This window comes from Streptomyces angustmyceticus (assembly GCF_019933235.1).
Classification (GTDB): domain Bacteria; phylum Actinomycetota; class Actinomycetes; order Streptomycetales; family Streptomycetaceae; genus Streptomyces; species Streptomyces angustmyceticus.
The window spans coordinates 6,522,291-6,543,970 of the sequence record NZ_CP082945.1; the positions used below are offsets into that span (position 1 = coordinate 6,522,291).

18 protein-coding genes are annotated in these 21,680 nt (G+C 71.8%); 10 read left to right on the top strand and 8 right to left on the bottom strand.

Going from position 1 to position 21,680, the window contains the following annotated elements:
- Nucleotides 1-92 precede the first annotated feature (92 nt).
- Both K7396_RS29085 and K7396_RS29090 read left to right on the top strand, forming a co-directional pair.
- Nucleotides 93-2,909 (top strand): DEAD/DEAH box helicase, encoded by a 2,817-nt coding sequence (locus K7396_RS29085; protein WP_086718548.1) that lies wholly within the window; start codon nt 93-95, stop codon nt 2,907-2,909.
- Nucleotides 2,910-3,270: 361 nt separating this feature from the next.
- Complete coding sequence (locus K7396_RS29090; protein ID WP_086718547.1) at nt 3,271-3,627, top strand: L-rhamnose mutarotase; 357 nt, start codon at nt 3,271-3,273, stop codon at nt 3,625-3,627.
- Between the two features lie 27 nt (nt 3,628-3,654).
- Here the strand turns inward: K7396_RS29090 and K7396_RS29095 are convergent, their stop codons facing one another.
- Both K7396_RS29095 and K7396_RS29100 read right to left on the bottom strand, forming a co-directional pair.
- On the bottom strand, nt 3,655-4,512 hold the full coding sequence (locus tag K7396_RS29095) for a siderophore-interacting protein (RefSeq protein ID WP_086718546.1): 858 nt from the start codon (nt 4,510-4,512) through the stop codon (nt 3,655-3,657).
- 51 nt (nt 4,513-4,563) lie between these two features.
- Complete coding sequence (locus tag K7396_RS29100) at nt 4,564-5,478, bottom strand: 5'-3' exonuclease (protein WP_086718545.1); 915 nt, start codon at nt 5,476-5,478, stop codon at nt 4,564-4,566.
- 227 nt (nt 5,479-5,705) lie between these two features.
- Between K7396_RS29100 and K7396_RS29105 the strand changes: the two genes are divergently transcribed.
- Together K7396_RS29105 and K7396_RS29110 are read left to right on the top strand one after the other, a co-directional pair.
- Complete coding sequence (locus K7396_RS29105) at nt 5,706-6,938, top strand: quaternary amine ABC transporter ATP-binding protein (RefSeq protein WP_223660234.1); 1,233 nt, start codon at nt 5,706-5,708, stop codon at nt 6,936-6,938.
- Nucleotides 6,931-9,540: an ABC transporter permease/substrate binding protein gene (locus tag K7396_RS29110; RefSeq protein WP_086718544.1), complete on the top strand. Its 2,610-nt coding sequence runs from the start codon at nt 6,931-6,933 to the stop codon at nt 9,538-9,540. The genes K7396_RS29105 and K7396_RS29110 overlap by 8 nt, the downstream gene beginning before the upstream one ends.
- A gap of 150 nt (nt 9,541-9,690) precedes the next feature.
- Here the strand turns inward: K7396_RS29110 and K7396_RS29115 are convergent, their stop codons facing one another.
- Both K7396_RS29115 and K7396_RS29120 read right to left on the bottom strand, forming a co-directional pair.
- The gene (locus tag K7396_RS29115) at nt 9,691-10,053 is read right to left on the bottom strand and encodes a hypothetical protein (protein ID WP_086718543.1); all 363 of its coding nucleotides are present in this window, start codon (nt 10,051-10,053) and stop codon (nt 9,691-9,693) included.
- Nucleotides 10,050-10,394: a hypothetical protein gene (locus K7396_RS29120; protein WP_143589118.1), complete on the bottom strand. Its 345-nt coding sequence runs from the start codon at nt 10,392-10,394 to the stop codon at nt 10,050-10,052. Before K7396_RS29120 ends, K7396_RS29115 begins: the two co-directional genes overlap by 4 nt.
- A gap of 171 nt (nt 10,395-10,565) precedes the next feature.
- Between K7396_RS29120 and K7396_RS29125 the strand changes: the two genes are divergently transcribed.
- Complete coding sequence (locus K7396_RS29125; RefSeq protein WP_086718541.1) at nt 10,566-11,303, top strand: helical backbone metal receptor; 738 nt, start codon at nt 10,566-10,568, stop codon at nt 11,301-11,303.
- Between the two features lie 18 nt (nt 11,304-11,321).
- Here K7396_RS29125 and K7396_RS29130 read toward each other — a convergent pair whose 3' ends face one another.
- On the bottom strand, nt 11,322-12,461 hold the full coding sequence (locus K7396_RS29130; protein WP_086718570.1) for a TDT family transporter: 1,140 nt from the start codon (nt 12,459-12,461) through the stop codon (nt 11,322-11,324).
- An 86-nt stretch (nt 12,462-12,547) separates the two neighbouring features.
- Between K7396_RS29130 and K7396_RS29135 the strand changes: the two genes are divergently transcribed.
- Nucleotides 12,548-13,480, top strand: coding sequence for a LysR family transcriptional regulator (locus tag K7396_RS29135; RefSeq protein ID WP_086718540.1), 933 nt, complete (start codon nt 12,548-12,550; stop codon nt 13,478-13,480).
- Nucleotides 13,481-13,520: 40 nt separating this feature from the next.
- Here the strand turns inward: K7396_RS29135 and K7396_RS29140 are convergent, their stop codons facing one another.
- From K7396_RS29140 to K7396_RS29150, 3 genes are all read right to left on the bottom strand, one after another.
- Nucleotides 13,521-14,219, bottom strand: a complete 699-nt coding sequence (locus K7396_RS29140; RefSeq protein WP_086718539.1) for a gamma-glutamyl-gamma-aminobutyrate hydrolase family protein — start codon at nt 14,217-14,219, stop codon at nt 13,521-13,523.
- 103 nt (nt 14,220-14,322) lie between these two features.
- The gene (eat, locus tag K7396_RS29145) at nt 14,323-15,792 is read right to left on the bottom strand and encodes an ethanolamine permease (RefSeq protein ID WP_086718538.1); all 1,470 of its coding nucleotides are present in this window, start codon (nt 15,790-15,792) and stop codon (nt 14,323-14,325) included.
- 146 nt (nt 15,793-15,938) lie between these two features.
- Nucleotides 15,939-16,670: a FadR/GntR family transcriptional regulator gene (locus tag K7396_RS29150; RefSeq protein WP_086718537.1), complete on the bottom strand. Its 732-nt coding sequence runs from the start codon at nt 16,668-16,670 to the stop codon at nt 15,939-15,941.
- A 73-nt stretch (nt 16,671-16,743) separates the two neighbouring features.
- Between K7396_RS29150 and K7396_RS29155 the strand changes: the two genes are divergently transcribed.
- The 4 genes from K7396_RS29155 (at nt 16,744) to K7396_RS29170 (ending at nt 21,654) form a co-directional block, all read left to right on the top strand.
- Nucleotides 16,744-18,111, top strand: a complete 1,368-nt coding sequence (locus tag K7396_RS29155) for a glutamine synthetase family protein (RefSeq protein ID WP_086718536.1) — start codon at nt 16,744-16,746, stop codon at nt 18,109-18,111.
- Between the two features lie 9 nt (nt 18,112-18,120).
- Nucleotides 18,121-19,491 carry an aldehyde dehydrogenase family protein gene (locus K7396_RS29160; RefSeq protein WP_086718535.1) on the top strand — a complete coding sequence of 457 codons (1,371 nt, stop codon included), beginning with the start codon at nt 18,121-18,123 and terminating at the stop codon, nt 19,489-19,491.
- On the top strand, nt 19,488-20,273 hold the full coding sequence (locus K7396_RS29165; protein ID WP_086718534.1) for a 3-oxoacyl-ACP reductase: 786 nt from the start codon (nt 19,488-19,490) through the stop codon (nt 20,271-20,273). Before K7396_RS29160 ends, K7396_RS29165 begins: the two co-directional genes overlap by 4 nt.
- A 112-nt stretch (nt 20,274-20,385) precedes the next feature.
- Nucleotides 20,386-21,654, top strand: a complete 1,269-nt coding sequence (locus K7396_RS29170) for an HAD family hydrolase (protein WP_086718533.1) — start codon at nt 20,386-20,388, stop codon at nt 21,652-21,654.
- Nucleotides 21,655-21,680 lie beyond the last annotated feature (26 nt).

The following is a 21,680-nucleotide window of genomic DNA, read 5'->3' on the forward strand; positions in this document are numbered from 1 at the left end:
GGCGGTGCACGGCACCGCCGGTGCCCGTTCGGTAAAGGGCCGCCATAAAGATCGGGTCGTTGTCAGAGGTGGCCGGTAGGCTCGTAAGCACGATGACCGAGGACATGTCCCCTGCTGAGCGCTATGCCGCCGCCAAGCTCCGGGCGGCCGAGCAGGCCACCGCACTCGCCCCTTTCCGAGAGATGTACGACTTCGGACTGGACCCGTTCCAGGTCGAGGCGTGCCAGGCCCTGGAGGCCGGCAAGGGCGTGCTGGTCGCGGCCCCCACCGGATCCGGAAAGACGATCGTCGGCGAATTCGCCGTCCACCTGGCCCTGGAGCAGGGCCGAAAATGCTTCTACACCACGCCCATCAAGGCGCTGTCCAACCAGAAGTACCAGGATCTGGTGAGGCGTTACGGCGCCGAGAAGGTCGGTCTGCTGACCGGCGACAACAGCGTCAACTCCGAGGCTCCGGTGGTCGTGATGACCACCGAGGTGCTGCGGAACATGCTCTACGCCGGCTCCCGGTCGCTGATCGGCCTCGGCTATGTGGTCATGGACGAGGTGCACTACCTCTCCGACCGCTTCCGCGGCGCCGTCTGGGAAGAGGTGATCATCCATCTCCCCGAGTCGGTGACCCTGGTGTCCCTGTCGGCGACGGTCTCCAACGCCGAGGAGTTCGGCGACTGGCTCGACACGGTCCGTGGTGACACGGCCGTGATCGTCTCCGAGCACCGCCCGGTGCCGCTGTGGCAGCACGTCCTCGCGGGCCGCCGGATATACGACCTCTTCGAGGAGCGGGACGGGCAGAGCGGCGGCCGCCGCGAGGTCAACCCCGATCTGGAGCGGCTGGCGCGGATGGAGAACAGCCGGCCGACATTCGGCCGGGACAAGCGCCGGGGCCGCAACCTGCGCGAGGCGGACCGCGAGCGGGAGCGGCGCCAGCGCGCCCGGATCTGGACCCCGAGCCGTCCCGAGGTCATCGACCGCCTCGACAACGAGGGCCTGCTGCCCGCGATCACCTTCATCTTCAGCCGCGCCGCCTGCGAGGCCGCCGTCCAGCAGTGCCTGTACTCGGGCCTGCGGCTCAACGACCAGGAGGGCCGCGAGGAGGTCCGCCGCATAGTGGAGGCGCGGACGGCCGGCATCCCGGACGACGACCTCCATGTGCTCGGCTACTTCGAGTGGCTGGAGGGCCTGGAGCGGGGCATCGCGGCGCACCACGCCGGCATGCTGCCGACGTTCAAGGAGGTCGTCGAGGAACTCTTCGTCAAGGGCCTCGTCAAGGCGGTCTTCGCCACCGAGACCCTGGCGCTGGGCATCAACATGCCCGCGCGGTCCGTGGTGTTGGAGAAGCTGGTGAAGTGGAACGGCGAGCAGCACGCCGACATCACGCCCGGCGAGTACACCCAGCTGACCGGCCGCGCCGGGCGCCGCGGGATCGACATCGAGGGCCATGCGGTGGTCCTGTGGCAGCGGGGGATGAACCCGGGCGCGCTGGCCGGTCTCGCGGGGACGCGTACCTATCCGCTGCGGTCCTCCTTCAAGCCGTCGTACAACATGGCGGTCAACCTCGTCTCGCAGTTCGGCAGGCACCGTTCGCGGGAGCTGCTGGAGATGTCCTTCGCGCAGTTCCAGGCCGATAAGTCGGTGGTCGGGATCTCGCGGCAGGTGCAGAAGAACGAGGAGGGGCTGGAGGGCTACCGCGGCTCGATGACCTGTCACCTCGGCGACTTCGAGGAGTACTCCCGGCTGCGGCGGGAGTTGAAGGAGCGGGAGACGGAGCTGGCCCGGCAGGGGGCGACCCAGCGGCGGGTGGCGGCAGCGGCGGCGCTGGAGAAGCTGAAGCCCGGCGACGTCATCCATGTGCCGACGGGCAAGTACGCCGGTCTCGCGCTGGTCCTCGACCCCGGTATGCCCTCGGGGCGGACCAACGGTCATCGCGGCTTCGAGGCGCAGGACGGCCCGCGGCCGCTGGTGCTGACCGCCGAGCGGCAGGTCAAGCGGCTGGCGTCGATCGACTTCCCGGTGCCGGTCGAGGCGCTGGACCGGATGCGGATCCCCAAGTCCTTCAACGCCCGCAGCCCGCAGTCGCGCCGCGACCTGGCCTCCGCGCTGCGCACGAAGGCCGGCCACCGGGTGCCGTCGCGGCACCGCAAGCCGCGCTCGGCGGCGGCCGACGACCGCGAGATCGCCCGGCTGCGCGCGGAGATCCGGGCGCACCCCTGCCACGGCTGCGCCGAGCGCGAGGACCACGCCCGCTGGGCGGAGCGCTACCACCGGCTGCTGCGGGACACCCGCCAGCTGGAGCGCCGGATCGAGGGGCGGACCAACACCATCGCCCGCACCTTCGACCGGATCTGCGCCCTGCTGACGCAGCTGGACTACCTGGAGGGCGACACCGTCACCGACGAGGGCCGCCGGCTGGCGCGGCTCTACGGCGAGCTGGATCTGCTGGCGAGCGAGTGCCTGCGCGAGGGCGTCTGGGAGGGTCTCGGCCCGGCGGAGCTGGCGGCCTGCGCCTCGGCGCTGGTGTACGAGGCCCGGCAGGCGGACGACGCGGTGGCGCCCAAGCTGCCGGCCGGCAAGGCCAGGGACGCGCTGGGCGAGATGGTCCGCATCTGGGGCCGGCTGGACGCCCTGGAGGAGGACCACAAGATCAACCAGGCGGAGGGCGTCGGCCAGCGCGAGCCGGACCTCGGCTTCGCCTGGGCCGCCTACCGCTGGGCCTCCGGCTTCGGCCTCGACGAGGTGCTCCGGGAGGCGGAGATGCCCGCCGGTGACTTCGTCCGCTGGTGCAAGCAGCTGATCGATGTCCTCGGCCAGATCGCGGCCGCGGCCCCGCCCGGCGGTACGGTCGCCCGGACGGCCCGCAAGGCCATGGACGGTGTGCTGCGCGGCGTGGTGGCGTACTCGTCGGTGGGCTGAGCGGCCGGACCCGACGGCAGTTGACGGCGCCGCACCCCGCACGTCCGGCGGTGCGGCGCCGTCGTGCTGCCGTCGGGCCGGGGGACGCCGATGACGATGCCTGCCGGCCGGCAGGCGGCCACGCGCGCCGGGCCGACCCCGGCCCGCTCCGCGTCGCGCTCGGCGACCTCCTCGTGCACGATCGGGGTGTCGTGCCGGCCGAAGCCGATGTGGTCACGGATGGCCGGCCGCTGCTGAGGGCGCATGGGCTCAGTGAGACGGGCGGTCGGCTGCGCCGTCGGCCAATTCCCATGGCGGCACGGGGAGTTCACACGGCCCGGACGACCGGATGCGGCCGCCGGGGTCGGGGAAGGCTGGCGCCATGACTGCGACAGGGGACGAGGGGGCCGCTCCGGTGCGGCGGTTCGGAAAGCTCATCAGGCTGCGCCCGGAACACCGTGCGGAGTACCTGCGGTTGCACGCGGAGGTCTGGCCGGAGGTGCTGGCGATGATCTCCGCCTGCCATCTCCGCAACTACTCCATCTTCCTGGAGGGCGATCTGCTGTTCTCGTACGCCGAGTACGTCGGCGAGGACTACGCCGCCGATATGGCCAAGATGGCCGCCGACCCGGTGACCCGGCGGTGGTGGCAGCTCACCGACCCCTGCCAGGAGCAGACCGGGGGCGCCGTGCCGGGGGAGTGGTGGACTCCGATGCGGGAGGTCTTCCACCACGACTGAGCCGGCCGGCGCCCCGGACGGGCAGGGTCAGGAGGCCGCCGCCGCGGCGGACTCCTGCTCGGCCTCGACCTGCTGGTTCCACTCGCGCTTGCCGGCCTGCCAGCCGTCCTCGTCGTGGCCGGTGCGCCAGTAGCCGGAGATGGACAGGGCCTCGCGGGGGATCGCGTGCTCGACGCGGAGCAGGCGGCGCAGCTCCTTCACGAATCCGGCCTCGCCGTGCACGAACGCCTGGACCCGGCCGGCCGGGAACTCCAGTGCCGCCACGGCGGCGACCAGTGCGCTGCCGACCGGCGCGGCCCCGCGGTGCAGCCAGCTGATCTCGGCGCCGGCCGGCGCCGCCAGCTCCTGCTGCTCCTCCGGCCCCGCCACCTCGATGAAGGCGTGCACCGGCACCCCGGCCGGCATCCGGGCGAGGGAGGCCGCGATGGCCGGCAGCGCGCTCTCGTCGCCCGCCAGCAGGTGCCAGTCGGCGCTCGCCTCGGGGACGTAGGCGCCGCCGGGTCCGAGCAGGTGGATCTCGTCGCCGGGCTTCGCCGCGGCCGCCCACGGCCCGGCCAGGCCCTCGTCGCCGTGCACCACGAAGTCCACGGTCAGCTCGCGGGTCGCGGCGTCCCAGGCGCGGACGGTGTAGGTACGGGTGCTGGGCCACTGGTGGCGCGGGAAGTCCGCGCGGATCCGCGCGATGTCGAACGGCTCGGGGTAGTGGACGCCGGGCTGCGGAAAGACCAGCTTCACGTAGTGGTCGGAGTACTCGCCCGCCGCGAACTCCGCCAGCCCCTCACCGCCCAGCACCACGCGGACCATGTGCGGGGTGAGCTGCTCCGTGCGCTGCACCCGGGCGCGGTGCAGGCTGGGCTTGGTGCGGGACGAACGCTCTGCTGCCACGGCAATCTCCCCTGATACGCGATTTATTAGGCATACCTAACCTAACAGGTGTCAGCGGCCGAGGGTCAGGAGCAGCCGCTGCAGGGCGCCGCCGAGGCCCCACCGGGCGGCCAGCGCCTCCAGGCGCTCGGGGTCGGCCGGTTCGGCGGGCAGGGCGGCGTCGACGGCGGGGACGGGCACGTCGGTGGCCACCTGTACGACCTTCGGGGCGACGGCGACATAGGGGCGCGCCTCCAGCAGCCGCTTGCGCTGGGCGGGGGTCACCTTCGAGGCGGGGTCGTCGGCGGCGGCCATGATGCCCGCCAGGTCGCCGTAGGAGGCCAGCAGTTTGGCGGCGGTCTTCTCGCCGATCCCCGGTACGCCCGGCAGGCCGTCGCTGGGGTCGCCGCGCAGCAGCGCCAGGTCGGCGTAACCGGGGCCGTCCACGCCGTACTTCTCGCGCAGCAGCGCCTCGTCGGTGACCTGGAGGGTGCCGACGCCCTTGAGGGGATACAGGATGCGGATGCCGCGCCGGTCGTCGACGAGCTGGAAGAGGTCGCGGTCGCCGGTGACGATGTCCACCGGGCCCGTGGCCTGTGCGGTGAGGGTGCCGATGACGTCGTCGGCCTCGTAGCCGGCCGCCCCGACGCGGGCGATGCCCAGGGCGTCCAACACCTCCTCGATGACCGGGACCTGCGGCGAGAGGGTGTCGGGGATCTCCTCCTCGTCGGGCCCGGCGGAGCCGGCAGGGGCCTCCTCGGCGACCCGGTGCGCCTTGTACGAGGGGATCAGGTCGACCCGCCACTGGGGGCGCCAGTCGAAGTCCATGCAGGCGACCAGGTCGTCGGGGTGGTGGTCCTGGACGAGCCGGGCGATGAAGTCCAGCAGGCCGCGTACCGCGTTCACCGGGGTGCCGTCCGGAGCCTTGACCGATTCCGGTACCCCGAAATAGGCGCGGAAGTAGAGAGAGGCGGTGTCGAGGAGCATCAGGCGTCGTGTCACATCCCGCATCTTGCCGTATGCCCCATACGTCACGCGGCTGTGAGCTGAATCACTGCATTGTTTGAGCCAGATAAAGAAGGGCAGGCGCGCAGCCGGAGTGGACCCGATCGAGATTCAACTATTCGGGCGGTGGAGGCGGGCGGAACCCGTGCCGCTCCGCGACCTGGCTACGGGGGTGGCAGGTCGTCATACAACTGACAAGAGAGGTATATGTGTCCAGGCTGCAAGCCGAGCACCTGTACAAAGTGTTCGGCAGACGACCCGAGGACGCGGTCCGCAGGCTCGAAGCCGGCGCCGGCCGGGAGGAGCTGCGGGCCGAAGGCACCACGGCCGCGGTGATCGACGCCTCCATCGAGGTGGACGAGGGCCAGATATTCGTCGTCATGGGCCTGTCCGGATCGGGCAAGTCCACCCTGCTGCGCACGCTCAACGGGCTGCTGGAGCCGACATCGGGGACCGTACGCTTCGACGGCCAGGACCTCACCTCGCTCAGCGACCGGGAACTGCGCAAGGTCCGCTCCGAGAAGATCTCCATGGTCTTCCAGCACTTCGCGCTCTTCCCGCACCGCAGCGTGCTGGAGAACGCCGCCTACGGCCTCGAGGTACAGGGCGTACCGCGCGCCGAGCGCACCGCCCGCGCCACCGAGGCGCTCGAACTCACCGGACTCAAGGGCTGGGAGAAGTCCTGGCCCGACGAGCTGTCCGGCGGTATGCAGCAGCGGGTGGGCCTGGCCCGGGCGCTGGCCACCAACGCCGACCTGCTGCTGATGGACGAGTCCTTCAGCGCGCTCGACCCGCTGATCCGCCGCGACATGCAGGACCAGCTGCTGGAGCTGCAGAAGTCGCTGAAGAAGACGATCGTCTTCATCACCCACGACCTCAACGAGGCCATGCGCCTCGGCGACCGGATCGCCGTGATGCGCGACGGCCGGATCGTGCAGATCGGCAGTGCCGAGGACATCCTCGTCACCCCGGCCAACGACTATGTCGCCTCCTTCACCCAGGACGTGGACCGCACCCGGGTGCTGACCGCGGGCGCGATCATGACCGAGGTCGGGACGGTGCTCGGCGCCACGGCCCCGGACGGCACGAAGCTCGCCACCGCGGCGGAGTTCCGGGCCGCGGCGCCCGCCGTGGTCGGGACCGACACCCCGCTGGTCGAGCTGTTCACGCCCTGCTCGGCCGGCAGCGTTCCGGTCGCCGTGACCGATGAGCAGGGCTCGCTGGTCGGCGCCGTGACGGCCGAGCGGCTGCTCTCCGTCCTCGGGGAGGCCGCGGAGCAGGGCCCGGCCCCGGCCGGCTCCGTCCCGGCCGAGGCCGGCGGCGCGACGGCCGCCGGGCGGACGCCGGAGACGAAGACATCGGTGGCGAAGACCGCCGCGCACACGTCCGGGGACGCGGACACGGACCACGACCCCGAGGACAAGGTGAGCGCCGGTGCCTAGGATCCCGATAGGCAGTTGGGCCGACAGCCTCGTCGAGTGGCTGCGGGACCATGCCGAGTGGCTCTTCCACTTCGTCACGACCGTGCTGGGCGGCTTCTACGACGGCATCCTCACGGTCCTCTCCGGCCCCGAGCCGCTGCTCCTGACCGGCATCTTCGCGGTGATCGCCTGGTGGCTGCGGGGTCTGCCCGCCGCCGTGCTGACCTTCATCGGCTTCGCGCTGATCGATTCGATCGAGCAGTGGCACCAGACCATGCAGTCGCTCTCGCTGGTGCTCGTGGCCTGCATCATCACCGTCGCGGTCGCCGTACCCCTCGGTGTCTGGGCGGCCCGCAACCGCGCCGTGAGCGGGGCGGTGCGCCCGGTCCTGGACCTGATGCAGACGATGCCGGCGATGGTCTACCTGATCCCCGGCATCCTCTTCTTCGGCCTGGGAGCGGTCCCCGGCATCGTCTCGACCATCGTCTTCTCCATGCCGCCCGCGGTCCGCATGACCGAACTGGGCATCCGGCAGGTGGACGCTGAACTGGTCGAGGCGGCCGACGCGTTCGGCACCCATCCGCGGCGCACGCTCTTCCGCGTCCAGCTGCCGCTCGCCCTGCCGACGATCATGGCCGGTATCAACCAGGTCATCATGCTGGCGCTGTCCATGGTCGTCATCGCGGGCATGGTCGGCGGCGCCGGTCTCGGCGGCACCGTCTACCTCTCGCTCAGCTCGGTCGATGTGAAGCTGGGCGCGGAGGGCGGCCTCGCGGTCGTCATCCTCGCGGTGTACCTGGACCGGATGACCAGCGCGCTCAACCAGCGGGTCTCCCCGCTCGGCCGGCGCGCGCTGGCCAAGGCGCAGGCCGCGCTCGGCGGCCTGAAGTTCCTCCGGTGGAAGCCCGCGACCTCCCTGGCGACGGTCGCCGTGGTCGTGCTCGCGCTGGTCGCCGGCGGGATGAGCGTCCTGGGCAAGGACAAGGGCGGCGCTGCGGCGGGCACCGACGGCAACGGCCGGCCCGTCAGCCTCGGCTACGTCAACTGGGACGAGGGCAAGGCCACCACCTTCCTGTGGAAGGAGATCCTCGAACAGCGCGGGTACAAGCCCAGGGTCCAGGCCCTGGACGCCGGGCCGCTCTTCACCGGCCAGGCCCGCGGCGACATCGACGTGCAGACCAATGCCTGGCTGCCGACGACCCACGCGGAGTACTGGAAGAAGTACAAGGACAAGCTGGAGGACCTGGGCGCCTGGTACGACAAGACCTCCCTGGAGATCGCGGTCCCGTCGTACATGAAGGGCATCACGTCCCTCGACGACCTCAAGGGCAAGGGCGGCACCTTCGGCGGCAAGATCGTCGGCATCGAGCCGGGCGCGGGCGAGATGAAGCTGCTCAAGGAAAAGGTTCTCAAGGACTACGGCCTGGGCGGCGAGTACAAGGTCATGGAGTCGAGCACCTCGTCCATGCTCACCGAGCTGGACCGCTCGATCCACGACAAGAAGCCGATCGCCGTCACGCTGTGGTCGCCGCACTGGGCCTACGACAAGTACAAGCTGACCAAGCTCAAGGACCCCAAGGGCTCCTTCGGCTCCGGGGACAGCCTGCACATGCTGGGCCGCAAGGGCTTCTCCAAGGACGAGCCCCAGGTCGCCCACTGGATGAAGAACTTCCACCTGGACGAGAAGCAGCTCACCAGCCTGGAGAACGAGGTCAAGAACGCCGGCACCGGGCACGAGCAGGACGGCGTGCGCGCCTGGCTCAAGCAGCACCCGGGCCTGGTCAACAAGCTGGCGCCGTCCGCCAAGGCCGACTACGCCAAGGGCAAGGACGCCGGGAAGACCCCGACGCTGGGCTACCCGGCCTGGGACGAGGGCATCGCCACCACGTACCTCTGGAAGAACATCCTGGAGAAGCGGGGCTACCGGCCCAAGCTCCAGAACCTCGACGTCGGCCCGATGTGGACCGGCCTGTCGACGGGGCAGATCGACGTCGAGACCGACGCCTGGCTCCCGGTGGCGCAGAAGCAGTACTGGGACAAGTACAAGAAGGATCTCGTCGACGTCGGCGCGTGGTACGACAAGACCTCGCTGGAGATCGCCGTACCGTCCTACGTCAAGGGCGTGAAAACCCTCGACGACCTGCGCAAGCACAAGGACACCTTCGGCGGAAAGATCATCGGGATCGAGCCGGGCACCGGCGAGATGAAGCGCCTCAAGAGCGTGGTGTCCCCGGCGTACGGGCTGGACGGCTTCGACGTCACCGAGGCCGGCACCAGCGCCATGCTCACCGAGCTGGAGCGGGCGTACGCCAAGAAGGAGCCCATCGCGGTGGTCCTGTGGTCCCCGCACTGGGCGTACAGCAAGTACCACCTCACCAAGCTCAAGGACCCGCAGGGCACGTGGGGCGCCAACAACCAGATCAAGACGATCGGCAACAAGAGCTTCCCGGGCAAGTTCCCGGAGTTCCACCGCTGGTTGAAGAACTGGAAGATGAGCGCCGATGACCTCGGCAGCCTGGAGAAGGACATCCAGGCAGCGGGCAAGGGCAATGAGGACAAGGGAGTCGAGAAGTGGATCGATGCCCATCCGGGCATCGTCGACAAGATGGCACCCGTGAAGTAGTCCCCGGCGAAATCCCCTTCACCGCGGCGGGCCCCGCCACCGGAAATCCGGTGGCGGGGCCCGGTCGTTTCCGGGCCGCGGTGCGGAATGCACTGAGGAATACGATGCGGAGTGCCGTGCGTACGGATCAACGGCGCGGCGGGAGCTCCCTCAGAACTTGCGGCACAGGAGCCTGAAGCTCTCGATCTTGGCCCCGTGGTACTTCCCCGGCACGTCCAGCGCATAGATCCGGTATTTCACCGAGCGCAGTCCGGTGGGGGTGACCCGGTCGCTCAGAAGAGGGTTCCTGCGACCGAAATCCTGGGTCCAGACGTGGTGCCCCTTACCCGGGATCTTGAACTTGTGCACGATGTGGCCGACGGCCTTGGACGTGATGATGACTTCCTGGCCCTTGCCGCAGCGCTTGTAGCCACCCTCCTTCTCGGTGGCGTGCGCGGCGCCCGGGGCGAGGAGCAGGGTGGCACCGGCGGCGGCCAGCACCGCAGCGATCTTCTTCTTCATGCGGGGGATCACCGGTTTCCCTTCACGCTGCAGAATCCGTACACCTTGACCAGGTTCTTCTTGGTGCCCCAGACCGAGGTCACCTTCCAGTAGACCTGGTCCCGCCAGGTCGGAATGGCCTTGGACGAGATGCCGGACGGGTCGTTCCAGTACTCCTGGGTGTGCACTTTCCCGCTCGGCACCCGCCAGCTGACCCGGAACTTCGCGGCGCCCTTGACGTAGATGAACGCGGTGTCATAGGCGCCCGGGCATCCCGTGCTGCCCGATTTGGAGTGGAAACCCTTGACCGGTGCGGCCTGTGCCGGCGCGCTGAGCGCCACAGGGGAAACGAGTGCGAGACCCGTGGCCAACACGCTGAGGAGCGTGCCCTTTCGGCGGTGGCTGTGCATACAGAAAATCTCTCTGTTCTCCCTCGGGATGTGTGATCGACTCAGGTCGACCCTAGGGAGACGAGGACGGTCCCCGCTATTGTCCGAAGGGGAACAACCACCCGCCGGCGAGGTCGCTTTGCGTACGCTGGCGCCATGACGATCCGCACTCCGCCGCGCCGCGTGGTCTCGCTCGTGCCCTCGCTGACCGAGGCGGTCGCACGGACCGCTCCCGGCCTGCTGGTGGGGGCCACCGACTGGTGCAGCGAGCCGGCCGGGCTGGACGTCGTACGCATCGGCGGCACCAAGAACCCGGACACCGCGCGGATCGCCGCCCTCGCCCCCGACCTCGTCCTCGCCAACGAGGAGGAGAACCGGGAGCCGGACCTCGCCGCGCTGCGCGCCGCCGGGCTCACGGTGCTGGTCACCGAAGTGCGGACGCTGCCGCAGGCGTTCACGGAGCTGGCGCGGGTGCTCGTCGACGGCTGCGGGCTGGCCAGGCCCGCGTGGCTGGACGCCGCGCAGGGCGCCTGGCGCGCGCTGCCGGTCCCGGCGGCGGAGCGGACGGCCGTGGTACCCATCTGGCGCCGGCCGTGGATGGTCCTGGGGCGCGACACCTTCGCCGGTGACCTGCTGGCGCGCCTGGGCGTCCGCAATCTCCACGCGGAGCACGCCGAGCGCTATCCCCGTGTCCCGCTCGACGACCTCCGCTCGGGTGGCGCCGACCTGGTGGTGCTGCCCGACGAGCCCTACCGCTTCAGCGCCGGGGACGGCCCCGAGGCGTTCCCCGGCCTGCCCGCCGCGCTGGTGAGCGGCCGGTATCTGACCTGGTACGGGCCGTCCCTGGTGGACGCTCCGGCGGTACTCGCCGAGGCCCTGGCCGGGGCCCGGTGAGCGGGCGGCGCACGGCCGTCAGGCGGTGACCGGGCGGGGCGGCGCCAACAGGTGTCCGCGGGCCAGGCCGATGGCGGTGCGGGTGCCGGCCACCGCCACGGCGGCGGCGAGGAGCACGAACAGGCCCACCGCGAGGGCGTCGAAGGCGCCCAGGCCGGTGCTCCGGACCAGGCCCGCGGCGCCGGTGACGCAGGTCCCGAGCGGGAAGGTGAAGCCCCACCAGGTCATCGCGAAGCCCATGCCGTTGCGGACGGCGCGCACCACCATCGCGGTCGCGAGCGCCAGCCAGAGGAGGGCGAAGCCCATCACCGGGACGCCGTAGAGCACCGCGAAGGCTCCCATGGCGTGCGCGGCGGAGGCGTCCACGGCGCCCGGTGCCGCATGGGCGAGGTTGGCCAGCGCGGTGGTGGACTGCCCCAGCGGGCCCAGGACCAGGAAGAGCGTGGGGGTGAGCGCGAGGGGGAGCGGGCCGTGGTGGATCAGCCGGGACATCACGAGCGGCAGGACGAGCAGCGTGGCCAGCAGCGACATGCCGAACAGGGCGTAACAGGAGAACAGCAGGGCCGCCCGCCACTGGCCGGCCGGCAGGTGCGGCACCAGGGCCGGGCCGGTCGCCGCCGAGACCATGGGGGCGACCAGCGGCAGCAGCCAGACGGGCGAGGCGCTGCCGGGCTCGATGCGGTGCCGGGTCACCATCAGATACGGGACACCCGCCGCGCACAGCAGGCCGAGGAGGGTGCCCAGGACCCACAGCACGGCGTCGGCGGCCACCGCGGCCGGTTCGCCGATGACCTCCCGGCCCACGGCGAGCGTGCCGCCGCCCACCGCCAGCAGGGCCATCGCCGCACAGCCGTAGAACGGCGCGACGGCCGGGTCGAGCAGGTGGCGGCGCGCCTGGTCGCCGTGCCGGGCCCAGTGCGCGGCCCGCGCGGCCAGCAGCGTCAGCAGCATCAGCGCCGACAGCGCCCAGATGACCCGGCAGGCGACGCGCAGGCCGGGGACGTCGAGTGGCAGTACCGCGCCGGCATTGGCGACGATGGCGGTGCCCATGACGGCGGCGTACCAGTTCGGCCCGAGGTGGCGGACCGAGGCCGCGGTGCCGGGTGCGCCGGGGCCGGCGGCGGTGCTGCGGGAGCGGGTGTGCGCGAGGGTTGCCATGGGACCAGCGTCGTCGCCCCGGACGGCCGCCACCAGGGACCTCGTGTCTATGAGGGCATAAGCTGGGGTTATGTGCAGGGGAACTTATGGGTGGTGAGAACGGGCCGGCCGCCGTGCCGCTTTCGCACCGGGTCCCGGACCTCGGGGCGCTGGAGCTGCTGCTCGCCGTCGCGCGGCTCGGCAGCCTGGGGCGCGCGGCCCGGGCGCGGGGCATCTCCCAGCCCGCCGCCAGCAGCCGTATCCGGTCGATGGAGCGGCAGTTGGGGGTGGCGCTGGTCGAACGCTCGCCGCGCGGCTCCCGGCTGACGGACGCCGGCGCGCTGGTGACGGACTGGGCGCGCCGGGTGGTGGAGGCCGCCGAGGCGTTCGACGCGGGTGCGCAGGCGCTGCGGGGGCAGCGCGACTCCCGGCTGCGGGTCGCGGCCAGCATGACCATCGCCGAGTACCTGCTGCCGGGGTGGCTGATCGCCCTGCGCGCCCAGCGGCCCGGCACCGCCGTCTCGCTGCTCGCGGGCAATTCCAGCGTGGTGGCCGGGCGGTTGCTGGGCGGCGAGGCGGACCTCGGCTTCGTCGAGGGGCTGGAGATACCGGAGGGGCTGGACGGGACGGTCATCGGGCACGACCGGCTGGTGGTGGTCGCCGCCCCGTCCCACCCCTGGGCCCGGCGCCGTACGGAGCTGACCGCCGCCGAACTCGCCGGCACCCCGCTGATCCTGCGCGAGCGGGGCTCGGGGACCCGCCAGGTGCTGGACGCGGCGCTCGCCCGGCACGGCGGGCTGGCCGCACCGCTGCTCGAACTCGCCTCCACCACCGCGGTGAAGGCGGCCGTGGTGAGCGAGGCGGCGCCCTCGGTCCTCAGCGAGCTGGCCGTCGGCGAGGAGCTGACCGCGCGCCGGCTGGTGGAGGTTCCGGTGGGCGACCTGCGGCTCACCCGCGCGCTGCGGGCGGTGTGGCCCACCGGTCAGCGGCCGGTGGGCCCGGCCCGCGAACTGCTGGGGCTGACCCGCGGGACGCCGTGACCGGGCCGCCGGGGGCCGCCGGTGGCCCGGCCCGTTCCGGTCACTTGACGGCGGCCGCCTCGCGCGCCGCCGCCACCAGGGCGTCCATCACCCGGGTGTCGTCGCCGGCCTCCGGGTGCCACTGCACCGCCAGGGTGAAGCCGTAGGCGCCCGGGAGTTCCAGTGCCTCGATGGTGCCGTCCTCCGCGTAGGCGGAGGGCACCAGCCCGCGGCCGATCCGGTCCACGGCCTGGTGGTGGTAGGTCGGCACGGCGACCGGCTCGGGCAGCGTGCGGCCCAGCAGGGTTCCGGGGACCGGCTTGATGTCGTGGCGGTCGAAGACGCCGGGGGCCCCGGCGTGCCCGTCGAGGTGCTGGACGAGGGTGCCGCCCAGCACCACGTTCAGCAGTTGCAGCCCGCGGCAGATGCCCAGCAGCGGGACGCCGCCCGCCAACGCCGCCTCGATCAGGGCCAGTTCCCAGGCGTCCCGGTCCAGGGCGGGCGGGCCGGTCCGGGGGTGCGGCTCCGCGCCGTAGCGGGCCGGCTGGACGTCCGCGCCGCCCGCGATCACCAGCCCGTCCAGCCGGGCGACGGCCGCGGCGGCCGCGGCCGGGTCGTCCGGCGGCAGCAGCGCGGCCAGCCCGCCCGCGCGCTGCACCAGCTTCGGGTAGCCGGCGGGTACCAGCGCGGCGGGCAGGTTCCACACCCCCCACCGGGCCTCTTCCTGGTACGTGCTGATGCCGATGAGGGGCTGGGACATGGGGCGGGGTCCTCCGTGGTCGGTGCGGTCCGTGCGGTGCGGGGACGGGCGGGGCCGGCCGGGGATGCCCCGGCCGGCCGTCGCTGCGCCCCGAGGGTGCGGGTCAGGTGCGTTCGAGCTCCGCCTCGGCCGCCGCCAGTGCGGCGAACTCCTCCTCGGGGGCCGCGGCCACCAGGCGGTGGCGGGAGTAGAAGGCGAAGTAGGCGAGCGCGACGACGTAGACGCCGAGGGCGATGAAGGCGGCCTCCTTGTCGACCAGGAACGTCGCCACCAGCGCCGAGCAGGCCAGGACGAACGCGACGGACGAGGTCAGCATGCCGCCGGGGGTGCGGTAGGGGCGGGGCAGGCCCGGCTCGCGGCGGCGCAGCACGATGTGCGAGAGCGCCATCAGCGCGTAGGAGATGGTGGCGCCGAAGACCGCGACGTTGAGCATCCGGGCGCCGTCGCCGGTCGCCGCGGCGAGTCCGAAGCCCAGCGCCCCGGGCACCAGCAGCCCCAGGTAGGGGGCCTTGCGGCGGCTGGTCAGGGAGAGGAAGCGGGGCAGGTAACCGGCCCGGGAGAGCGCGAAGAGCTGGCGCGAACCGGCGAAGATGAGGGAGAAGAAGGACGCGACCAGGCCCGCGAGACCGGCGTAGTTGACGATCCGGCTGACGGTGGTCGGCGTGCCGTGCGGCTGCAGCGCCTGGACCAGCGGGTCGCCCACCGACTGGATCGCGGCCGAGCCGCGCGCCCCGGTGGCGGCGACGAAGGTGATCAGGGCCAGCACCAGCAGGATGCCCATCGCGGCGGCCATCGCCTTGGGCAGCGAACGGGCCGGGTCCTTGGTCTCCTCGGCCGCCAGCGGTACGCCCTCGACGCCGAGGAAGAACCACATGCCGAACGGGAAGGCCGCCCAGATGCCCAGAACGCCGAACGGCAGCCAGGAGTTGGCCCCGAAGGCGCTGGCCTTCACCGGGATGTCGTTGAGGGTGTCCACATGGAAGTCGGTCAGCGCGGCGATCGCGAAGACGACGATCGCGGCGACGGCTATGGCGGTGACGATCAGGCTGAAGCGCAGCGCCTCGCCCACGCCCCACAGGTGGATCCCGATGAAGATCGCGAAGCAGGCGAGGTAGACCGGCCAGCTGGAGTGCAGGCCGAAGAGGCCGAGCGATTCGACGTAGTCACCGATGAAGATGGAGATCGCGGCGGGCGCCAGTACGTATTCGATCAGGATCGCGGTGCCGGTCAGGAAGCCGCCCCAGGTGCCCAGGGCGCGCCGGGCGAAGCCGTAGCCGCCGCCGGCGGTCGGCAGGATCGAGGCCAGCTCCGCCAGCGCGAAGACCAGACAGGTGTACATCAGGCCCATCAGGACGGCGGCGATCGCCAGGCCGCCGAAGCCGCCCTGCGCCAGACCGTTGTTCCATCCCGAGAAGTCGCCGGAGACGACATAGGCGACGCCCAGGCCGGTCAGCAGCAGGGGGCCCGCGCTGCCGCGGCGCAGTGTCCGCCGCTCCAGATAACTCTCGTCGGGCGACGCGCCGCCCGAGGGCCCGGTGGGCGGTGCGGTCTGCGATTCCACGTTGTCGGCCATGAGCCGCTCCTGCCTCGCCGAGGGGATGAGCAATGGTTTAGCCGCATACCTTTGCTGGCGGGTCGGCTCAGCGCAAGACCTGGAGGTAAAAGAATGGTGAACGCGCGCCCACGGTCCCCGGGCGGGCGCGCAGGGTGACGGGGCGGTCAGGGGGAGGGCGCGGTCAGGAAGCCCCGCAGCAGCGCCGCGGTCCCGCAGCAGTGCTCGCGCATCACCTCGCGCGCACCGTCCGCGTCACCCTCCAGTACCGCCTCCACCAGCGCGGCGTGCTGGGCCTGGGAGTGCTCCAGGTTCCGCACCAGCAGCGGAATGCAGTCCAGGAGGTCGTTCACGCTCGCCCGCACCGCCGCGTACTGCGCCGCCAGCGAGGGTGACCCGGACAGCTCCGCGAGGGTCAGGTGCAGCAGGGTGTCGCGCCGGCGGTAGTCGGCGAGCGGCGCGTCCTGGGTCGCGGCGAGCGCCGCCCGCAGCCGGTCGCTCTGCTGGTCGGAGAGCCCGTGGGCCGCGCACAGCCCGGCCGCGCCCACCTCCAGCACCTCCCGGAAGCGCAGGGTGTCCTCGACGTCGGTCTTCCCGATCCTGCGGCGCAGCTCCGCCTCGCCCGGGTTCCCGGTGCGCATCCGCACGAACGTGCCGCCGTAGCGCCCGCGCCGGCTCTCCACCAGGCCCTCGTCCTGCAGCACCTTCAGCACCTCGCGCAGGGTGACCCGGCTGATCTGCAGCCGCTCGGCCAACTCGCGCTCGGCGGGCAGCCGTTCGCCCTGGGGCACCAGACCGAGCCGGACGACCTGGAGTATCTGCTCCAGCGCCTCCTCGAAACCGTTGCCCGCCCGTACCGGTCGCAGTACGGGTGCCAGCCGGTCGTCAGCGCCGTCCATCGGCACCCCTTCCCAATCAATGGTTCGTGTGCCTACCTTATGCACTCCGGATGCAGTGACAGGAGGCAACACCGTGGCAGACCGCACGCCCCCGCTCTCCGTCGAGGAGCTCAGAGTCCTCGTCGACACCGGGGAGATCGACACTGTCGTCCTCGCCTTCACCGACATGCAAGGCAGGCTCCAGGGCAAGCGGTTCGCGGCCCGATACTTCCTCGACACCGTCCTCGACCACGGCACCGAGGGCTGCAACTACCTCCTCGCCGTGGACGTCGACCTCAACACCGTCGAGGGCTATGAAATGTCCTCGTGGGAGCGCGGCTACGGCGACTTCGCCATGCACGGCGACCCCGGCACGCTGCGCCGCACCCCCTGGAACCCCGGCACCGCCCTGATCACCGCCGACCTCGCCTGGCACGACCGCTCCCCGGTCGCCGCCTCGCCCCGGCAGATCCTGCGCCGCCAGCTCGACCGGCTCGCCGAGCGCGGCTGGAGCGCCTACGCCGGCACCGAGCTGGAGTTCATGCTCTTCAAGGACTCCTACGAGGACGCCTGGTCCCGCGGCTACCGCGGCATGAACCCCGCCAACCAGTGGAACGGCGACTACTCCGTCCTCGGCACCGGCCGGGTCGAGCCCGTTCTGCGCCGGATCCGCAACGAGATGGGCGCGGCCGGGATGACCGTCGAGTCCGCCAAGGGCGAGTGCAACCTCGGCCAGCACGAGATCGTGTTCGTCTACGACGAGGCGCTCGCCACCTGCGACCAGCACAGCATCTACAAGACCGGCGCCAAGGAGATCGCCGCCCAGGAGGGCATGTCGCTCACCTTCATGGCGAAGTACGACGAGCGCGAGGGCAACTCCTGTCATATCCACCTCTCGCTGCAGGACGAGGACGGCCGGCCGGTGCTGGCCGACGACGACGGCCCGTACGGCATGTCGAAGACCATGCAGCACTTCCTGGCCGGCCAGGTCGCCGCCATGCGTGACTTCACGCTCTTCTACGCCCCCAACATCAACTCCTACAAGCGCTTCCGTCCCGGCTCCTTCGCGCCCACCGCCGTCGCCTGGGGGCCCGACAACCGCACCTGCGCCCTGCGGGTGGTCGGCCACGGCCGCGCCCACCGGCTGGAGAACCGCCTGCCCGGCGGCGATGTGAACCCCTACCTCGCGGTCGCCGGCATGGTCGCGGCCGGCCTGTACGGCATAGAGCACGAGCTGGAGCTGCCCGAGGCGACCACCGGCAACGCCTACAACGGCGACGCCGCGCACGTCCCCACCACGCTGCGCGAGGCCGCCGAGCTGTGGGAGCGCAGCCCGATCGCCCGCGAGGCCTTCGGCGACGAGGTCGTCGACCACTACCGCCACATGGCCCGCGTCGAGCAGGACGCCTACGACGCCGCCGTCACGGACTGGGAGCGCTTCCGCTCCTTCGAGCGCATGTAAGGACCGCACGTGTTGCACGAGCTGAACATTCTCAACCCGGCCACCGAGGAGGTGGTGGCCACCGTCCCCACCACCTCCCCCGAAGAGGTCGACGCCGCGGTCCGCCGGGCGGCCGCGGCCCAGGAGTCCTGGGCCGCGGTGGCACCCGGCGACCGGGCGCGCCTCCTGCGCCGCTTCGCCGACGTCGTCGACGCCCACATCGAGCCGCTCGCCGCGCTCGAACTGAAGGAGGCCGGCCACCCGCTGGGCAACGCCCGGTGGGAGGCGGGCAACGTCCGCGACCTGCTGCACTACGCGGCCGGGGGAGTGGAGCGCCTGACCGGCACCCAGATCCCGGTCGCCGGCGGCCTGAACATCACCGTCCAGGAACCGCTGGGCGTGGTCGCGGTCATCGCGCCCTGGAACTTCCCGATGCCGATCGCCGCCTGGGGCACCGCCCCCGCGCTCGCGGCCGGCAACGCCGTCCTCCTCAAGCCCGCCGAGACCACCCCGCTCACCGCGCTCCGGCTCGCCGAACTCGCCCTGGAGGCCGGCCTGCCCGAGGGCCTCTTCCAGGTCCTGCCCGGCGAGGGGCGGGTCACCGGCACCGCGCTGGTGGACCACCCCGGCGTCGCCAAGGTCGTCTTCACCGGCTCCACCACCACCGGCCGGCACATCGCCGCCCGCTGCGCCGCGCAGACCAAGCGGCTCACCCTCGAACTCGGCGGCAAGAGCCCCAACATCGTCTTCGCCGACGCGGACATCGAGGCCGCGGCGGCCGCCGCCCCCGGCTCCTTCCTCGACAACACCGGCCAGGACTGCTGCGCCCGCAGCCGCATCCTCGTCCAGCGCTCCGTCTACGACCGCTTCCTGGAGCTGCTGGAGCCCGCGGTCAAGGCGTTCACCGTCGGCGACCCGGCCGACCCCGCCACCCAGATGGGGCCGCTGATCTCCGCCGCCCAGCGCGAGCGGGTCCGGTCCTTCGTCCCTGAGGACGCCCCGGCCGCCATCCGCGGCGAGGCGCCCGCCGGGAAGGGCTTCTGGTACCCGGCCACCGTCCTGGAGGGCCGCCCCGAGGACCGTACGGCCGTCGAGGAGATCTTCGGCCCGGTCGCCGTCGTCCTGCCCTTCGACGACGAGGCCGACGCCGTCCGGCTCGCCAACGCCGGCGACTACGGCCTGGCCGGCTCGCTGTGGACCCGCGACGTCGGCCGCGCCCTGCGGGTCTCGCGCGGCGTCGCGGCCGGCAACCTCTCCGTCAACTCCCACAGCGCCGTGCGCTACTGGACCCCCTTCGGCGGGTTCAAGCAGTCGGGCCTCGGCCGCGAGCTGGGCCCGGACGCACTGACCGCCTTCACCGAGACCAAGAACATCTTCATCAGCACCGAGGAGACCCCGTGACCGACCAGACCGCAGTGTGCCGCCGCCTCGTCGGCCGTACCGCCGTGATCACCGGTGCCGGCAGCGGCATCGGCCTGGCCACCGCCCGCCGGCTGGCCTCCGAAGGCGCCAACGTCGTCTGCGCCGACATCGACGAGGCGGCGGGCAAGGCGGCCGCCGCCGAGGTCGGCGGCCTCTTCGTCCAGGTGAACGTGACCGACTCCGACCAGGTCGAGGCGCTCTACAAGACCGCCTTCGACACCTACGGCTCGGTCGACATCGCCTTCAACAACGCCGGCATCTCCCCGGACGACGACGACTCGATCCTCACCACCGGCCTGGACGCCTGGAAGCGCGTCCAGGAGGTCAACCTCACCTCGGTCTACCTCTGCTGCAAGCACGCGCTGCCCTACATGCAGCGCCAGGGCCGGGGCTCCATCATCAACACCGCGTCCTTCGTGGCCGTGATGGGCGCCGCCACCTCCCAGATCAGCTACACCGCCTCCAAGGGCGGCGTGCTGTCGATGTCCCGCGAACTGGGCGTGCAGTTCGCCCGCGAGGGCATCCGGGTCAACGCCCTGTGCCCCGGCCCGGTCAACACCCCGCTGCTGCAGGAGCTGTTCGCCAAGGACCCCGAGCGCGCGGCCCGCCGCCTGGTGCACGTCCCCGTCGGCCGGTTCGCCGAGCCCGAGGAGATCGCCTCCGCCGTCGCCTTCCTCGCCAGCGACGACTCCTCGTTCGTCAACGCCGCCGAATTCCTCGTCGACGGCGGCATCGCGGGCGCCTACGTCACCCCGGTGTAACCGCTCGCTGTTCACCCCCGCGTCAGCGGAACGGCGGCCGGACGTCGCAGAACGTCCGGCCGCCGTACGCTAGCGTCCGCCTTCGGTTCCTCGTTCGACAGGAGTGCGTTCCATGCTCACCAAGCGTCGCTGGCTTGCAGCGGGTGCTGCTCTCGCGGTCCTGGGCGGTGGCGTCGCGGCCGCCCAGACCGCCACGGCCGGCCCCGCCCCGCGCAACTGCCCCACCCTGCACGTCTCCAAGGGCTGGTACGGCGACAACCGTGCCAAGCTGCAGAAGATGATCGACGAGCGGGGCAGCTGCGCCGGCTCCGGCGGCGCCCGCCCGGTCGCCACCTTCGACTGGGACAACACCGTCGTCAAGAACGACATCTCCGACGCCACGCTGGCCTGGATGCTGCGGCACGACAAGGTGCTCCGCCCGGCCGGCTGGAAGGCCACCAACAAGTGGCTGACCGAGGACGCCGCCCGCGCCCTCACCAAGGCCTGCGGCACCGCCGTGCCCGCCGGCCACCCGCTGCCCACGTCGACCGACACCGGCTGCACCGACGAGATCCTCGACGTCTACCAGGACGCCAAGACCTCCACCGGCAAGAAGGCGTTCACCGGCGAGTGGAACCACCGCCGCACCGTCCCCGAGTACGTGTGGATCACCCAGCTGTTCGCCGGCCACAGCCCCGACCAGCTGACCTCCTTCGCCCGCGCCGCCCGCGCCGAGAACCTCGCCGCGCCCATCGGCACGCAGCAGAAGGTCGGCACCCACACGATGGAGGGCTACGTCCGCTACTACGACCAGCAGCGCGACCTCATCCACACCCTCCAGAAGGCCGGCTTCGACGTCTACATCGTCTCCGCCTCGGCGGAGCCGCTCGTGCGGGCCTGGGCGCCCGGCGTGGGCATCGACCGCGCCCACACCATCGGCATCCGCAACCTCGTCCGTGACGGCAGGCTCACCACCGGCGTCCAGGGCTGCGGCGACGTCGAGGACACCCACGGCGAGGTCCTGACGTACATGGACGGCAAGCGCTGCTGGATCAACCAGGAGATCTTCCACGTCAAGGGCGCCAAGGCATGGAAGAAGCAGGACCGGGCACACCGCCCGGCCTTCGCCGCGGGCGACGCCGAGACCGATGTGACCTTCGTCGGCGACGCCACCGCGGGGCACCTGGCCATCAACCGCAACAAGGCCGAGCTGATGTGCCGGGCGTACGACAACGCCGACCACCGCTGGCTGGTGAACCCGATGTTCATCGAGCCGAAGAAGCGCCAGGCCGCCCCGTACCCGTGCGCCACCACGGGCTACACCCGGCCGGACGGCACCCTCGGCCCGGTCCACCGCCCCGACGGCTCGGTGATCGAGGACCAGAAGGACACGGTGTACTGAGCACACCGCGCACCGGCGGGGGCCGC

Coding starts and splice junctions, on each gene's coding strand:
- K7396_RS29090 (WP_086718547.1), top strand. CDS start 3,271: ATGACTGCGACAGGGGACGAGGGGGCCGCTCCGGTGCGGCGGTTCGGA.
- K7396_RS29100 (WP_086718545.1), bottom strand. CDS start 5,478: ATGCTCCTCGACACCGCCTCTCTCTACTTCCGCGCCTATTTCGGGGTA.
- K7396_RS29130 (WP_086718570.1), bottom strand. CDS start 12,461: ATGGCAACCCTCGCGCACACCCGCTCCCGCAGCACCGCCGCCGGCCCC.
- K7396_RS29125 (WP_086718541.1), top strand. CDS start 10,566: ATGACGATCCGCACTCCGCCGCGCCGCGTGGTCTCGCTCGTGCCCTCG.
- K7396_RS29140 (WP_086718539.1), bottom strand. CDS start 14,219: ATGTCCCAGCCCCTCATCGGCATCAGCACGTACCAGGAAGAGGCCCGG.
- K7396_RS29135 (WP_086718540.1), top strand. CDS start 12,548: ATGGGTGGTGAGAACGGGCCGGCCGCCGTGCCGCTTTCGCACCGGGTC.
- K7396_RS29150 (WP_086718537.1), bottom strand. CDS start 16,670: ATGGACGGCGCTGACGACCGGCTGGCACCCGTACTGCGACCGGTACGG.
- K7396_RS29085 (WP_086718548.1), top strand. CDS start 93: ATGACCGAGGACATGTCCCCTGCTGAGCGCTATGCCGCCGCCAAGCTC.
- K7396_RS29170 (WP_086718533.1), top strand. CDS start 20,386: ATGCTCACCAAGCGTCGCTGGCTTGCAGCGGGTGCTGCTCTCGCGGTC.
- eat (WP_086718538.1), bottom strand. CDS start 15,792: ATGGCCGACAACGTGGAATCGCAGACCGCACCGCCCACCGGGCCCTCG.